We start from the raw sequence: 14,778 nt of genomic DNA on the forward strand, positions 1-14,778 counted from the left end.
GGGACTTACTTTTTCTCGATATGCTCAATGTGGTTTTCTGATGTGACAATGTAGACTTTGTCAAAGAGTTTTTGGTAGTTGTGAAGTTGGTTGTCTAAGCGATCTAAGTTGTCGTATTCGGATTTTATCTCGTAGCAGGTTGAGCTTCCGTTAACGATCACACAGTCTGCCTTGCTTTTCCCTACCCTGAATTCTGATATTGCGGTTGCAGTATTCGTCGAGTGTCGGCCAAGTAATATTTTTTCGGTTACAGTGTTCTTGAAAAAATACTCTCCGCGATAATTTCGAGAAAGATCTTTGTAGCAGACCTCATAAACTTCTTGGGGGGTGTATGGGTTGCTCAGATTTGATTGATAGTTAGTTGCAACTTTTTTGAGGAATGTAAAGTCGCCATTGCATATTTCTAAAATCCGCTTACTGGAGAATAGTTTAGAAATTTCTTTATGAGTCAGCATTAAGCACTGGACTCCAAGTGCGGGTTACAAAAAAGACAAAATAATTGGGCAAAAAATATCAATCATCCACCTTCATAGCAAGTGATAACGGACCACAAGCGCGGTATTTCAATTCCCTTCCGTGCGATTTTTCGTAGTCCGATTACCCCTACCTGCGGCTTTGCGGTCAAGGGCGAAGCCAAATTGTGGAAAACATTCTGAAAACTTGCCAAAGCGCGACATAAAGCCGCTGCAAATGGCTGTTTTTCCACAGTTTTGACTTGTCCCCGTTTGCTGTGGAGCTGGCTGTGAATAACGTGGGTGTAGCTGGCTGAAAGCCTTGAAAACCGTGGCTTGCAGAGGTGTGTTTGTTTTTTGAACAGTGTGTTTTTGCTGAGGAGAAGGCCCGTTTGTCAACCTTTTTATCGAGGTGCAAAACGACGCGGATCGCTGTGGTCATTCCTGTGGATAAGTCTGTGATTAAACTCTGGAAAGACTCGGCTGAGGGCCGTAATTGCTGGCCTCGCGCAATCATGGCCATGACCGGCCGGTCGTGCGAAATGCTCTTGCCGGCACAACTGATTGTGCAGGGTCAAGCAAAAAACTTTCTGAATCGCCCGCAAAGCCTTGTGTGGCGCGGCTTTGCGCTTTCCCACTTGCCCCCGGAAACTGTGGAAGGGCTTGTGGATAACGTGCGTGCACATGGCTACAGGCCACGGTGCGTATGGCGTAGCGGCCGTTGATCAATTAATGAGCAGGATTCGGTGGTTGCCGGCTAAAGCAGGGCCGGGCATGCTGCCCGCTGATTTTCTATTCCAATGGCTGCCCCTGCGGCCGAAGCAAGGAGAACACGATGTCCAACACCCTGTTTATCACCGGCGCGACCTCCGGTTTTGGTGAAGCCTGTGCCCGTCGTTTTGCCGAGGCCGGCTGGAAACTGGTGCTGACCGGTCGTCGTGAAGAACGTCTCAACGCGCTGTGCGCCGAGCTGTCGAAGCAGACCGAAGTGCATGGGCTGGTGCTGGACGTGCGTGATCGCAAGGCGATGGAGGAGGCGATTGCCAACCTGCCACCGTCGTTCGCCAAACTGCGCGGCCTGATCAACAACGCCGGGCTGGCGCTGGGCGTAGACCCTGCACCGAAGTGCGACCTCGACGATTGGGACACCATGGTCGACACCAACGTCAAAGGCCTGATGTACAGCACCCGTCTGCTGCTGCCACGCCTGATCGCTCACGGTCGCGGCGCCGGCATCGTCAACCTCGGCTCTATCGCTGGTAACTATCCGTACCCGGGCAGTCACGTTTACGGCGCGACCAAAGCGTTCGTCAAACAGTTCTCGCTGAACCTGCGTTGCGACTTGCAGGGCACTGGCGTGCGCGTCAGCAACATCGAGCCGGGCCTGTGCGAGAGCGAGTTCTCGCTGGTGCGTTTCGGCGGTGATCAGGCGCGTTATGACGCGACCTACGCCGGTGCCGAGCCGATCCAGCCGCAGGACATCGCCGAGACGATTTTCTGGGTACTGAATGCCCCGGCGCACATCAACATCAACAGCCTGGAACTGATGCCGGTCAGCCAGACCTGGGCGGGTTTTGCCATCGAGCGCAACAAGGCTTGAACCGGATAACGACCTGTCGCCAGCACAGCTGGCGATTTATCCGTCAGCGGAGATATTCCGCCAGACCGGCATAGCAGGTCGCCAAGTGATACGGCGTGGTCGACGGCATGTCCTTGCGGCTGACCTCGCCTCGCTCGTCGCGGCATTCATGCCAGCCACCGGTATGCAGGAAGCGCTGCTGCAACGCCTGCAATTGGCGCAGCACCGCGCTTTCACTGTCCGGGCGTAATGTCAGGGCGCGCAGGTATTCGGCCTGGGCCCAGATACGTTGGGTCGAATCTTTTGGCCGCCCGTCCATATTCAGATCAAGCATGGCCCGCACCGCGCCGGACGATTGCACCACGCCGTACTGCTCGGTGAAGGCAAAGGCCCGGTCCAGCGCGGCATGCAGTTTCGAGCTGCGCAGCAGGGGCGAGGACTCCAGCAGGAAATACCACTCGAACTGATGGCCAGGCTCATACCAGTTATCCACAGCTCCCAGCGGTTTTTCCATCAGCACACCGGCTTGCGGATCAACGAAGTGCTTGTGCATGGCTGTGCATAACTCGCTCAGCGCTTGCTTGACCTTCGCGTCTTCGCGCACAGCCAGCGTGGCCAGGAACGCCTCGGCCAGGTGCATCAGCGGGTTTTGCAGCGGGCCGGTTTCCAGTGTGATCCAGTCGCGGTCCAGGCAGGCTTCGTAAAGGCCATCACCAGTGGCGAAACGCCGGCCGATGACTTCCAGCGCGGCGTTGAGCGTGGATTCCACCAACGGCTCGCGAGACTTGTCCCAATAGTGGGCGCAAGCGAACAGGATGAAGGCGTGGGTGTAGAGATCCTTGCGCTGATCCAGCGGTTTGCCCTGCGGATCAATGCTGTAGAACCAGCCGCCGTGTTCGGCATCGTGGAAGTGTCGTTGCAGGGAGCGGAACAGCGCAGCCGCGCGGACTTCGGCGTTATCCACAACCCCGATCAGGCTGGAAAACAGATACAGCTGCCGTGCGCAGGCCATGGCCCGATAGCGCTGCGGTGGCAGCGGCTGGTGCGCGGCGTCCAACGCCTCGTAGGGCAGCGCCATGTCGGCGTTCCAGCCCGGTCCTTGCCAGAGGGGCACGATCACGTCCAGAAAGTGCTGTTGCACTTCACCGAACAGGGCGGTCAATTCAGGCAGGGAGGTGGAGCGGGAAGCGTGGGGCATGGGCGGACGTCGTCACGGCAGGGGCGATTGCGCGACATGGTAGCAGAGCAACGGCGTGATGAGACGCGGTGTCTGTCAGTCCGTCTTCGTCGGATCGCCGCCCGGACCAAGCTCGCTTGTATGCTGGTACTTGAAGGGAGGAGGAGGGACAAGGCTCGATTCTGACTGTTGGCGCAGTACAGATCCGTGGGAGATTTCGCCCCTCCTCCTTTCACCCAAGCGCCGATAAAGAATGCATCTGGCTAGACCGACGATAGGAACAAGCCTGCGCCTCTGGGTGAGCCCTTCAAGTGCTCAAAACCATATCTCGGGGGGTGTTCAATGGCAATGTCGGTTTCTGTTTCCAAGCCAATCGTGGGCGTGGATGTCGCCAAAGATGAGCTGGTGATCTACCAGACCGAACTGGATCTGCTGGAGACGCTTCCCAATAACAAGCCAGCCATCAAGAAATGGCTGAAAACCTTGCCGGCACCGGTCGACATAGCAATTGAGTCGACCAATATCTATCACTTGGAATTCGCCGATCTGGCCCATGATGCCGGCTGCACGATTTACATGGTCGGTGGCTATGAACTAAGCCACTACCGCAAAGGTGTGAAGGTTCGCGCCAAAACCGACGCGCTGGATGCAAAGCTGCTCGCCCGTTATCTGAAAAACGAATATGAAGAGCTTCACCCATGGACTCCACCATCGCCGCTGTATCGTCAGCTCTTGAGCCTTTTCCGCCGGCGCGCCGCGCTGGTTCAGGCACGAGTTGGCCTGGTACAGAGCTGGGCAAATGAGCCGCTGCTCAAAGCCGCTTTTGCCGAGCAAATAGCCTCAATGCAGAGGCTTGAAGTGCTGGTCGAGAAGATGATCAACGACCTCCTTAAAGAGGCCGGTTTACTTGTCCATCTAAGGCGCTGCATGAAAGTTGAAGGCATAGGCTTTTTGACTGGAGCTCGCCTGATCGCGGCGTTTCAACGGGGCGAGTTTAAAAACGCTGACGCATTCATCGCTTTTTTGGGGATGGATTTACGGGTTTCACAGTCGGGGCAGAAGGACGGTCGTCGCAGTCTGACAAAACGAGGTGATCCGGAGGCGCGCCGACTTTTGCACAATGCAGCCATGTCGGCCAGCCGAACAGCGACCTGGAAAGGTTTTTATGAAGAGCAACGAGCTAAAGGGTTCAGCACCACTCAGGCACTGGTGATTCTGGCCCGTAAACTTGCTCGGGTCGTATTCGCACTACTAAAGGGGCAGAGCGAATACCAGCCGAAAGCAAGTTGAGGGTTTCCCCTAAACCATAGAATCTCCCACATTGGTTTTGCAGCGTTTACAAACCTTGTGGGAGCGAGCTTGCTCGCGAAGAGGCCTGATCAGGCGATAGAAATCAGCCGGCCAGCAACCACGCGCCGGTCACCGCCGAAGCCGCTCCGGCCAGTCGAACCAGCGGCGCGGCAGCCTGAGGTAGAAACCGAACCACCGCATAACCCGCCGCATGCAGGGCAGCCGTTGCGACCACGAAACCTGCGGCATAGGCCCATGGGCTCGACATGTCCGGCAGCTCCAGGCCATGGGCCACGCCATGGAACAGCGCAAACAGCGCCGTCGCCGCTACCGCCATCACCAGCGGCGGACGCACCGCCAGTGCCACCGCCAGGCCCAACGCCAGCACCGACGCGGCAATCCCGCTTTCCAGCGCCGGCAACTCCAGCCCTTCAAATCCGAGCAGGCCGCCGATCAGCATGGTACCGACGAAGGTGCACGGCAGCGCCCAGCGCGCGGCGCCTTGTTGCTGCGCCGCCCACAGACCGACCGCCACCATCGCCAGCAAATGGTCGAGGCCGCCGATCGGGTGGCTGATGCCGGCCACCAGGCCAGAGTCGCCGTGACCGGGGTGGGCGAAGGCCAGGGCCGGTGTCAGCAGCAGTGCGACGGCGCCGAGAATGCGTTTGAGTGTCATGGATAAGCTTCCTTGTTGATCAGTGAATCAGGCTGCGGTCAGCAGGCCCTGGCGTTCGATGAAGGCGATGATGTCTTCCAGGCCCTGACCGGTTTTCTGGTTGCTGAACACGAACGGCTTGCCGTTGCGCATGCGTTGGGTGTCGCTGTTCATCATCTCCAGCGAGGCGCCGACCAGCGGCGCGAGGTCGATCTTGTTGATCACCAGCAGGTCGGATTTGCAAATGCCGGGCCCGCCCTTGCGCGGCAGCTTGTCGCCGGCCGACACGTCGATCACGTAGATGGTCAGGTCGGACAGTTCCGGGCTGAAGGTCGCGGAAAGGTTGTCGCCACCGGACTCCACCAGAATCAGGTCCAGCCCCGGAAAACGCCGGTTCAGTTGATCCACCGCCTCGAGGTTGATCGAGGCGTCTTCGCGGATCGCGGTGTGCGGGCAGCCGCCGGTTTCAACGCCGATGATCCGCTCCGGTGCCAGCGCTTCGTTGCGCACCAGGAAGTCGGCGTCTTCGCGGGTGTAGATGTCGTTGGTGACCACCGCCAGGTTGTAGCGCTCGCGCAGGGCCAGGCACAGGGCCAGGGTCAATGCGGTCTTGCCGGAACCGACCGGGCCACCGATGCCGACGCGCAGGGGTTGTGTGTTCATGTGATTCTCCAGATAAAAGGCCCTAGGAACGGAACAGGCGGCTGTACTGGCGCTCATGGGCCATGCACGCCAGGGACAGACCGAACGCGGCGCTGCCGAGGTGTTCGGGATTGATTCGGGTGGCGTCCTGCTGCGCCTGCTGCAGCAGCGGCAGCAGTTCGCTGGTCAGGCGCTGCGCGGCTTGCTGGCCCAGCGGCAGGGTTTTCATCAGCACCGCGAGCTGGTTTTCCAGCCAGCTCCACAGCCACGCGGCGAGGGCGTCTTGCGGGCTGATCTGCCAGGCGCGGGCCGCAAATGCCCAGCACAGGGCCAGGTGCGGTTCGGTGCATTGCTCAAGAAAATCGCGGGCCGGTGCGTCGAGTTCGGGCAAGCCGTGGAGCAACTGCTGCAACGAGTAGCCCATCTGCCGACTCTCCAGATGCAGTTCGCGGGTTTCGCGGCTGGCGCGGTGGCTTTCGCAGAGCCTGCGCAATTCATCCCAGCTTTCGTTTGCCGCAGCCTGGCAATGGGCGAGCAGCATGGGGGCTTCGAACCGGGCGAGATTGAGCAGTAACTGATCGCTGATCCAGCGGCGGGCGCTGTCCGGGCTGTCGACGCGACCGTTATCCACCGCCATCTCCAGGCCCTGGGAATAGCTGTAGCCGCCAATCGGCAATTGCGGACTGGCCAGGCGCAGCAGCGCCCAGGCCGGGTTCACAAACGGACGCCGAACTGATGGAGTTTCGGCGCGTAGTTGAAGTCCTCGTCACCGTGCCGCGAATGATGATGGCCGCCACCGTAGGCGCCGTGTTCCGGCTGGAACGGCGCTTCGATCGATTCCACGGCGGCACCGAGCTGTTCGAGCATCGCTTTGAGCACGTAATCGTCGAGCAGCCGCAACCAGCCGTCACCGACTTGCAGCGCAACATGGCGATTGCCCAGGTGATAGGCCGCGCGAGTCAGTTCGAAGGCGTTGGCGCAGGTGACGTGAAGCAATTGTTCGGGGCGGGCGCAGACCCGGACGATCCGGCCATCTTCGGCTTGCAGGCATTCGCCGTCGTACAGTGGTGGCTGGCCGCGCTCCAGAAACAGACCGACGTCTTCGCCTTCGGCACTGAAACAGCGCAGCCGGCTTTTGCTCCTGGCTTCGAAGCTCAGGTGCAACTCGGCGGCCCAGACGGGTTGGGGGTCGATTCTGCGATGAATCACCAGCATCGGAAAGCTTCCAGCAATGGACAATGCTCAGGCTAGAGCAAGGGGCTTGCCAATCGGACGATATGTAGGAAAACCCTGTCGGAGCGTAGCGGATGTTTCAAGATGTTGCAGAATTGTGAGGTGTTTTGGTGCGTGAAGTTTTTTACATGCACCAAACAAGAGCCAGTGTGGGAGCGAGCTTGCTCGCGATGGCTTCCGCCCAGTCATATAGAGTTGACTGACACACCGCTATCGCGAGCAAGCTCGCTCCCACAGGGTATTGGGGCTGGAGAGGAATTATTCGGTACTACCAAGGCCTTGCCAGTGCTTGAGCCCGATAAAGATGAAGCGCAACTGCTGGGTGATCTTCGCCTGTGGCGTCAGATGCTCGGGCAGGGCTTCGGCCGGCGGGTCGATGATGTCCGGCAGGGTGGCAAACACCGATTTGACGATCAGGTCCGCCATCACGCTCAAACCTTCGCGATTGAGGTGCTGAAGTTTGGGCATCAAGGCCAGATCCGCCGCCAGGTCGGAGCTGATGTCCTCGCGCAAACGGCCAATGGCCTGACGCACCGGCAACGATCCGCCGTACTGCTCACGGGCGAGAAACAGGAACTGCGAACGGTTGGCGCTGACCACGTCGAGGAAGATTCGCACCGAGGCATCGATGATCCCGCCCATGACGAATTCGTTGTGGCGCACCAGGCGGATGGTTTCGCGGAAGGTCTGGCCGACTTCGCTGACCAGTACCAGGCCGAGTTCGTCCATGTCGGCGAAATGCCGGTAGAAACCGGTGGGCACGATGCCGGCGGTTTTCGTCACTTCACGCAGGCTCAGGCTGCCGAATCCTCGGCCGCTTTCCATCAAGTGGCGGGCAGCGTCCATCAGGGCGTTGCGGGTCTGTTGTTTCTGTTCGGCGCGGGGCAGCATCGCAAGGGTGTGTTCTTAGGCAAGACAAGCGCCGCACTCTAGCAAATCGGCTTTGTCGGCGTCGAACGGCAGCGGGGGAGAGGGAGCAGGGAAGTTTCGACTTCTTTATACCGGCTGATGAAAAGTCAAAAGCCCAATCCGGGGATTGGGCTTTTTTTCCAGGCCGCCATGGGCTTAGCTCAAAGCGCTGTTGCGTTCGATCACGCGGTCACCACCACCTTCGGCCAGGGTTTGACCTTGTGGGGTTTTATCGTAGCCGTCAGCAGCAAGGGTCTGACCTTGTGGGGTACGGTCGCCACCGTCAGAAGCCAGAGTCTGGCCTTGTGGGGTACGGTCACTACCGTCAGATGCCAGGATTTGCCCTTGTGGAGTGCGATCCGAGCCGTCTTGTACCAGACCTTTCTCTTCCAGGCGATCACGGCCGCCTTCAGCTACGAATTGACCTTGAGGGGTTTTGTCATAGCCATCTTGAACCAGGCCTTTTTCTTCCAGGCGGTTACGACCGTTTTCAGCCAGAGTCTGGCCTTGTGGAGTGCGGTCCGAACCATCAGCGGCAACAGTCTGGCTGAACACCGAGTGGCTGGTTTTGACTTGTGGAGTCGCTTGGTCGGCAGCTGGCAGAGCGAATGCGGTGCTGGCCAGCATCGAGAGGGTAAGACTGAACAGAAGTTGGCGTTTCATGATGGGTTGCTCCTTGGGAGGGCGATAAAGTGGGTACGAGGGCAATGCTACTCTCGATAAGTCGATATAAAAGTTCATAAACACAATGGTAATAATCAACAGAATTGATTGTTCGCTTGGGAGGCTCTAGCTCGGGCGTTTCAGGCGGGCGGTTTTGCACTGCGGTGGGTATTTTCCACCCACTTGCGCCCCGCAAATGTGCGGGCCCGGTAACGCCCATTCGACCGATCGGTCAGAATGGCGACCGTTTTTTGCCCTCGATAGGGCTTTGGATTAAACCTGCGGGCTGTTTGTCAGTCACAGATTTCATGAGGGCCATCATGGCCCGTCGTTTCAGCTGCGTCGTGCCAATGGATGCAGTCGTCTTCAGGAGCTTTGTGCAATGACGCGCGCGCGTAAAATCTTCGCCTGGACCTTCACCACCCTCGTGCTGCTTCTGGCGGTGCTGGTGCTGATCATCGTGTTCTTCGACTGGAACCGGATCAAACCGCCGCTCAACGCCAAAGTTTCGGAAGAACTGCATCGATCGTTTGCCATCAACGGCAATCTGTCGGTGGTCTGGCGGCGCGAACTCGACGAGGGCGGCTGGCGCGCCTGGGTGCCGTGGCCGCATGTGGTGGCCGAAGACCTGACTCTGGGCAATCCGGACTGGTCGAAGCAGCCGCAGATGGTCACCCTGAAAAGGGTTGAATTGCGCATTTCGCCGCTGGCCTTGCTGGCACAACGGGTGACGATCCCGCGCATCGACTTGACCGAACCGAACGCGCAATTGCAGCGCCTTGCCGATGGCCGCGCCAACTGGACCTTCAAGTTCGATCCCAAGGATCCGGATGCCGAGCCCTCGAACTGGGTGGTCGACATCGGTGCCATCGGTTTCGACAAGGGCCACGTCACCCTGGATGACCAGACCCTCAAGACCAACCTCGATCTGTTGATCGATCCGCTGGGCAAGCCGATTCCGTTCAGCGACATCGTCGGCGACAAAGCGGCGAAAACCGCACAGGACAAGGGCGGCGCGCCGCAGGATTACGCCTTCGGCCTGAAAGTCACCGGCCAGTACCACGGCCAGAAACTCGCCGGCCAGGGCAAGATCGGCGGCCTGCTGGCCCTGCAGGATGCGAGCAAACCGTTCCCGTTGCAGGCCCAGGCGAAAATCGGCGATACCAGCATCGAACTCGCCGGTACCTTGACCGATCCGCTCAATCTCGGCGCCCTCGATCTGCGCCTGAAACTGGCAGGCGCCAGCCTCGGCAACCTGTATCCGCTGACCGGCGTAACACTGCCGGACACCCCGCCGTACGCCACCGACGGTCATTTGATCGCCAAACTGCACGAGTCGGGCGGTGCGCAATTTCGCTATGAACAGTTCAACGGCAAGATCGGCAGCAGCGACATCCATGGTGATCTGGCCTACGTCGCCAGTCAGCCACGGCCCAAGCTGAGTGGTGCGCTGCTGTCCAATCAACTGCTGTTTGCCGACCTCGCGCCGCTGATCGGGGCCGACTCCAATGCCAAGCAGAAGGCCCGTGGCGGCGAGAGCAAACAGCCGGCGGACAAGGTGCTGCCGGTGGAAGAGTTCAAGACCGAACGCTGGCGCGACATGGACGCCGACGTCGAATTCACCGGCAAGCGCATTGTCCACAGCGAAGAACTGCCGTTCACCGACCTCTATACCCACCTCAAACTCAACGACGGCGAACTGAGCCTGGAGCCGCTGCGGTTCGGCGTGGCCGGCGGCAATCTCGACGCGCAGATTCGCCTCAACGGTCGCACCGAGCCGTTGGAGGGCCGGGCCAAACTGACCGCGCGCAAGTTCAAGCTCAAGCAGCTGTTCCCGACCTTCGAACCGATGAAGACCAGTTTCGGCGAGCTCAACGGCGATGCCGATATCACCGGTCGCGGCAACTCGGTGGCCAAATTGCTGGGCGGCGCCAACGGCAACCTGAAGATGCTGATCAACGACGGCGCGATCAGTCGCGAGTTGATGGAGCTGGCAGGTCTCAACGTCGGCAACTACGTGGTCGGCAAGATCTTTGGCGACAAGGAAGTGAAGATCAACTGCGCGGCGGCGGACTTCGACATCAAGACCGGCCTGGCGAACACGCGGCTGTTTGTGTTCGATACCGAGAACGCGATCATCTACATCGACGGCACGGCGAACATGGCGACCGAGCAACTGGATTTGACCGTGACCCCGGAATCCAAGGGCTGGCGCCTGATTTCCCTGCGTTCGCCGCTCTATGTACGCGGCAAGTTCATCAAGCCGGATGCCGGGGTCAAAGCCGTGCCGCTGATGTTGCGCGGAGCAGGGATGGTGGCGCTGGGTGTGATCGCTGCGCCGGCGGCGGGGCTGCTGGCGCTGGTGGCGCCGAGCGGTGGCGAGCTAAACCAGTGCGCGCCGTTGCTGGAGCAGATGAAGGCGGGCAAGGCGCCAGCAACTGTCAAACCCACCAGGTAATTGCTGCAACTCAGATCGTTCCCACGCTCTGGAATGCATCCCGGGACGCTCCGCGTCCCAACAGCGGACGCAGAGCGTCCATGGCGGCATTCCCACGCAGAGCGTGGGAACGATCGGTCGGTGGGGTTAGCGGGGATTAGAGGTCTTTCAGAATATCCGCCATGTCATCCGCATGCTCTTCTTCCTGAGCCAGGATGTCTTCGAAGATCCGGCGCGTGGTCGGATCCTTTTCACCGATGTACTGGATGATCTCGCGATAGCTGTCGATGGCGATCCGCTCGGCCACCAAGTCTTCGTAAACCATTTCCTTCAAGGTGTTGCCGGCCACGTATTGCGCGTGGGACATCTTCGACAGCAGGTCAGGGTTGAACTCAGGCTCACCGCCCAGTTGCACGATGCGCTCGGCGAGACGGTCGGCATGTTCGGCTTCCTGAGTGGCGTGCTCAAGGAATTCGTCGGCGGCGACGTTGGCTTTCAGGCCGTTGGCCATGAAGTAGTGGCGCTTGTAGCGCAGGACGCAGACCAGTTCAGTGGCCAGCGATTCGTTGAGCAGGCGCAGCACTTCTTCACGGTTGGCGCTGTAGCTTTCGGTCACCGCGCCATTTTCCACATGCTGGCGTGCGCGCTCGCGCAGGGTTTGAACATCAGACAAATGCAGGTCACTCATTTCAGTCTCCTGGAGGCTAATCCAATTGGCGTCACGTTCTGCTGACGTGATCGTTACCTGGTTGTGAGTGATAAACACCGCAAAAAGTTTTGTCGGATTCAGCGCGGGACATGCCCGGAAAGCTGTGCTTCTTCGCGCAGCCAGGCAAAAAACGCTTTCACCGGTGGATGCCGCTCACGGCCCGGTACACAGAGGGCGCTGTAACCGGCACCGTCGACCTGCACGTCACCCTTGTACGGCACCAGCAAACCATTGGCGACGCTCTCCGACACCAGAATGTTGCTCGCCAGCACCAGCCCTTGCCCGGCGATGGCCGCTTGCAGGGCGTAATGCTCTTCGTCGTATTCGCGGACGGCCGGGTGCTGATTCAACCAGTTCTCGCCTGATTGTGCGCACCAGGCTTCCCAACCGTGGGCGTAGAGCTTCGAGTTGTGCCAGCGCACGCTGATCAGCGCCGGGGTGCGACGGGCGGCCAATGCCACCTGTTCCGGCGAGCCGTACACGCCGAACGATTCATCGAAGAGGCACAACCCGTAGAGGTTCGGGTAGTCGTCGAGGCTGTAGCGCAGCACCAGATCGACGCTGGCGTCCTGATGCAGGTCGATGACTTCGCAGTGGGTGTCCAGTCGCACATTGATGTTCGGGTGCTTGGCATAAAACCGCCCCAGTCGCGGCACCAGCCACAGCGCAGCGAACGCGGCGGTGGTCGACAGTGTCAGGTTGCTGCCGCTGCGTTGCGGACGCAGCGTGTCGACGCTTTGCGCCACCTCCAGAAACGCGCCGTGCAGGCTGCGAAACAGCCGCTCGCCACCCTCGGTCAAGCGCACCTGGCGCGGCAGGCGTTCGAACAGCGCCACGCCGAGCCAGTCCTCCAGCGAGCGGATCTGATGGGAAATCGCCGTCGGCGTCACCGCCAGTTCTTCGGCGGCCGCCTTGAAACTCAACAGGCGTGAGGCGGATTCGAACGCGCGCAGGGCGGTCAGGGGCAAGGCAGCGAACATGAAAACTCCACGGATGAAATCAATTCATCCAGACTGATTTTTGCTCATTTGAGCCGATGACATGAGCGCTGCAATCTGGCGCCACACAGTCACTCAAGTCTAGCCCCGAGGAGATTCAGATGAGCAAGATTCTTGCGATCCATGCCAGCCCACGCGGTGAGCGTTCCCATTCGCGGCGCCTGGCGGAAAGTTTTCTCAGCGCCTGGCAAGTCCGTCATCCACAGGCTCAGGTCACCCGCCGTGAAGTCGGGCGGGCGCTGATTCCGGCCGTGAATGAAGCGTTTGTCGCGGCGGCGTTTTACCCGGAGCCCGAGGCTCGACCGCTGACAATGCAGGCCGATCTGGCGCTCAGCGATCAACTGGTGGGCGAGTTGTTCGATCACGATCTGCTGTTGATTTCCACGCCGATGTACAACTTCAACGTGCCTAGCGGCCTCAAGGCCTGGGTCGATCAGATCGTGCGTCTGGGCCTGACGTTCGACCATACGCTGGACAACGGCATCGCCCAGTACACGCCGCTGTTGCACGGCAAGAAGGCGCTGATCGTTACCAGTCGCGGAGGTTTCGGATTCGGCCCGGGCGGGGAGCTGGAGGCGCTGAATCACGCCGATCCATGGTTGCGCACGGCGCTGGGTTTCATCGGCATCAACGACGTCACGGTGGTCGCCGCCGAGGGCGAGGAATCCGCCGAGCGTACCTTCGCGGTGTCGGTGGCCGAGGCCGAGCAGCGCTTGCTCGACCTGGCCCGGGAGTTCTAGGTGGCCTGGCTGTTTCTGCTGATCGCGGCCGGGTTCGAGGTCACCTTCGCCATGGGCATGAAGTACGCCGAGGGTTTCACCCGGCTGTGGCCGTCGCTGATCACTGTGATCGCGGCGGTGGGCGGGGTGTACTTCCTGACCCTGGCGATGCGCGAGTTGCCGGTGAGCATCGCTTATCCGGTCTGGACCGCCATCGGTTCGCTCGGCACGGTGTTTCTCGGTTTTGCCCTGCTGGGTGAGAGCCTGACGCTGGTGAAGTTGCTGTCGGTGGGGCTGATTGTGGCGGGGGTGGTGGGGCTGAAGTAGGCTGGTCGTGGAGTTGTCATCATCGAGGAGGATGCTTGGCGGGCGTTTTGCACGCCCTGCATCCACTCACCGACCACAAGGATGTTTGCCCATGTCGCAAGATTCGGCCACGCGTTATCCCCTGGTGCTGGTGCCGGGAATGCTCGGTTTTATCCGTCTGGTGCTGTACCCGTACTGGTACGGGATCATCAAGGCGTTGCGCCGGGGTGGTGCGACGGTGATTGCGGTGCAGGTGTCGCCGCTCAATTCCACCGAGGTGCGCGGCGAGCAGTTGCTGACGCGCATCGATGAAATTCTCCGTGAGACCGGCGCGGCCAAGGTCAATCTGTTCGGCCATAGCCAGGGCTCGCTGACGGCGCGTTATGCGGCGGCCAAACGTCCGGATCTGGTGGCTTCAGTCACGTCGGTGGCCGGGCCCAATCACGGTTCGGAACTGGCCGACTATCTGGCGAAGCATTACCCGGCGGACAGCGCCAAGGGCCGAGTCCTTGAGGCGCTGTTGCGTTTTGTCGGCTGGCTGATGGCGCTGCTGGAAACCGGCTACCACGGGCCGAAACTGCCGGTGGATATCCACGCCTCGCACAACTCCCTGACCACCGAAGGCGTGGCGCTGTTCAACCAGCGTTATCCACAGGGCCTGCCGAAAACCTGGGGTGGGCACGGGGCGGAAGAGGTCAACGGTGTGCGTTATTACTCGTGGTCCGGCACGTTGCAGCCGGGCAAGACCGATCGCGGCGGCAACCTGTTTGACGGCACCAACCGCAGTTGCCGGTTGTTCGCCAAAACCTTCGTGCGCGAACCGGGGCAGTGCGACGGCATGGTCGGACGCTACAGCTCGCACCTGGGCACGGTCATCGGCGATGACTACCCGATGGATCACTTCGACATCGTCAACCAGTCACTGGGTCTGGTCGGCAAAGGCGCGGACCCGGTGCGGCTGTTTGTCGAGCATGCCGCGCGGTTGAAAGCCGCCGGGGTTTAACCGTTA

At 60.0% G+C, this 14,778-nt stretch carries 16 protein-coding genes; 6 read left to right on the forward strand and 10 right to left on the reverse strand.

Going from position 1 to position 14,778, the window contains the following annotated elements; all coding sequences use genetic code 11:
• Positions 1–5: 5 nt before the first annotated feature.
• The gene (locus I5961_RS02885) at positions 6–455 is read right to left on the reverse strand and encodes a sce7726 family protein (protein WP_227234280.1); all 450 of its coding nucleotides are present in this window, start codon (positions 453–455) and stop codon (positions 6–8) included.
• 832 nt (positions 456–1,287) lie between these two features.
• Between I5961_RS02885 and I5961_RS02890 the strand changes: the two genes are divergently transcribed.
• Positions 1,288–2,052 carry an SDR family oxidoreductase gene (locus I5961_RS02890; RefSeq protein WP_085701286.1) on the forward strand — a complete coding sequence of 255 codons (765 nt, stop codon included), beginning with the start codon at positions 1,288–1,290 and terminating at the stop codon, positions 2,050–2,052.
• A gap of 43 nt (positions 2,053–2,095) precedes the next feature.
• On the opposite strand, the gene I5961_RS02895 is transcribed toward I5961_RS02890, so the two are convergent.
• The gene (locus tag I5961_RS02895; protein ID WP_227234282.1) at positions 2,096–3,229 is read right to left on the reverse strand and encodes an AGE family epimerase/isomerase; all 1,134 of its coding nucleotides are present in this window, start codon (positions 3,227–3,229) and stop codon (positions 2,096–2,098) included.
• A 321-nt stretch (positions 3,230–3,550) separates the two neighbouring features.
• On the opposite strand from I5961_RS02895, the gene I5961_RS02900 reads away from it, so the two are divergent.
• Entirely contained in the window at positions 3,551–4,498 is a 948-nt protein-coding gene (locus I5961_RS02900; protein WP_227234178.1) for an IS110 family transposase, read from the forward strand.
• A 103-nt stretch (positions 4,499–4,601) separates the two neighbouring features.
• Here I5961_RS02900 and I5961_RS02905 read toward each other — a convergent pair whose 3' ends face one another.
• The 6 genes from I5961_RS02905 to I5961_RS02930 form a co-directional block, all read right to left on the reverse strand.
• The gene (locus I5961_RS02905; protein ID WP_064379124.1) at positions 4,602–5,174 is read right to left on the reverse strand and encodes a HupE/UreJ family protein; all 573 of its coding nucleotides are present in this window, start codon (positions 5,172–5,174) and stop codon (positions 4,602–4,604) included.
• 27 nt (positions 5,175–5,201) lie between these two features.
• Positions 5,202–5,816: an urease accessory protein UreG gene (ureG, locus tag I5961_RS02910; protein ID WP_007950645.1), complete on the reverse strand. Its 615-nt coding sequence runs from the start codon at positions 5,814–5,816 to the stop codon at positions 5,202–5,204.
• A 22-nt stretch (positions 5,817–5,838) separates the two neighbouring features.
• Positions 5,839–6,513 (reverse strand): urease accessory protein UreF, encoded by a 675-nt coding sequence (locus tag I5961_RS02915; protein WP_085703421.1) that lies wholly within the window; start codon positions 6,511–6,513, stop codon positions 5,839–5,841.
• On the reverse strand, positions 6,510–7,010 hold the full coding sequence (gene ureE, locus I5961_RS02920; RefSeq protein ID WP_085701283.1) for an urease accessory protein UreE: 501 nt from the start codon (positions 7,008–7,010) through the stop codon (positions 6,510–6,512). Before ureE ends, I5961_RS02915 begins: the two co-directional genes overlap by 4 nt.
• Positions 7,011–7,286: 276 nt before the next feature.
• Positions 7,287–7,919 (reverse strand): TetR family transcriptional regulator, encoded by a 633-nt coding sequence (locus I5961_RS02925; protein ID WP_007950628.1) that lies wholly within the window; start codon positions 7,917–7,919, stop codon positions 7,287–7,289.
• 174 nt (positions 7,920–8,093) lie between these two features.
• Complete coding sequence (locus I5961_RS02930; RefSeq protein WP_085701281.1) at positions 8,094–8,600, reverse strand: hypothetical protein; 507 nt, start codon at positions 8,598–8,600, stop codon at positions 8,094–8,096.
• Between the two features lie 382 nt (positions 8,601–8,982).
• Here I5961_RS02930 and I5961_RS02935 point away from each other — a divergent pair, with 382 nt between their 5' ends.
• Positions 8,983–11,058, forward strand: a complete 2,076-nt coding sequence (locus I5961_RS02935; RefSeq protein WP_227234284.1) for an AsmA family protein — start codon at positions 8,983–8,985, stop codon at positions 11,056–11,058.
• A 136-nt stretch (positions 11,059–11,194) separates the two neighbouring features.
• Here I5961_RS02935 and I5961_RS02940 read toward each other — a convergent pair whose 3' ends face one another.
• Positions 11,195–11,725, reverse strand: coding sequence for a ferritin-like domain-containing protein (locus I5961_RS02940; protein ID WP_064379129.1), 531 nt, complete (start codon positions 11,723–11,725; stop codon positions 11,195–11,197).
• Between the two features lie 98 nt (positions 11,726–11,823).
• Positions 11,824–12,726 carry a LysR substrate-binding domain-containing protein gene (locus I5961_RS02945; RefSeq protein ID WP_227234286.1) on the reverse strand — a complete coding sequence of 301 codons (903 nt, stop codon included), beginning with the start codon at positions 12,724–12,726 and terminating at the stop codon, positions 11,824–11,826.
• 119 nt (positions 12,727–12,845) lie between these two features.
• Between I5961_RS02945 and I5961_RS02950 the strand changes: the two genes are divergently transcribed.
• From I5961_RS02950 to I5961_RS02960, 3 genes are all read left to right on the forward strand, one after another.
• A complete protein-coding gene (locus tag I5961_RS02950) occupies positions 12,846–13,484 on the forward strand; it encodes an FMN-dependent NADH-azoreductase (RefSeq protein ID WP_085609212.1) in 639 nt (212 codons plus the stop codon).
• Positions 13,485–13,790 (forward strand): DMT family transporter, encoded by a 306-nt coding sequence (locus I5961_RS02955; RefSeq protein ID WP_227234288.1) that lies wholly within the window; start codon positions 13,485–13,487, stop codon positions 13,788–13,790.
• A 91-nt stretch (positions 13,791–13,881) separates the two neighbouring features.
• Positions 13,882–14,772 carry an esterase/lipase family protein gene (locus tag I5961_RS02960; protein ID WP_227234290.1) on the forward strand — a complete coding sequence of 297 codons (891 nt, stop codon included), beginning with the start codon at positions 13,882–13,884 and terminating at the stop codon, positions 14,770–14,772.
• Positions 14,773–14,778 lie beyond the last annotated feature (6 nt).

The organism is Pseudomonas sp. IAC-BECa141 (assembly GCF_020544405.1).
Taxonomy (GTDB): Bacteria; Pseudomonadota; Gammaproteobacteria; order Pseudomonadales; family Pseudomonadaceae; genus Aquipseudomonas.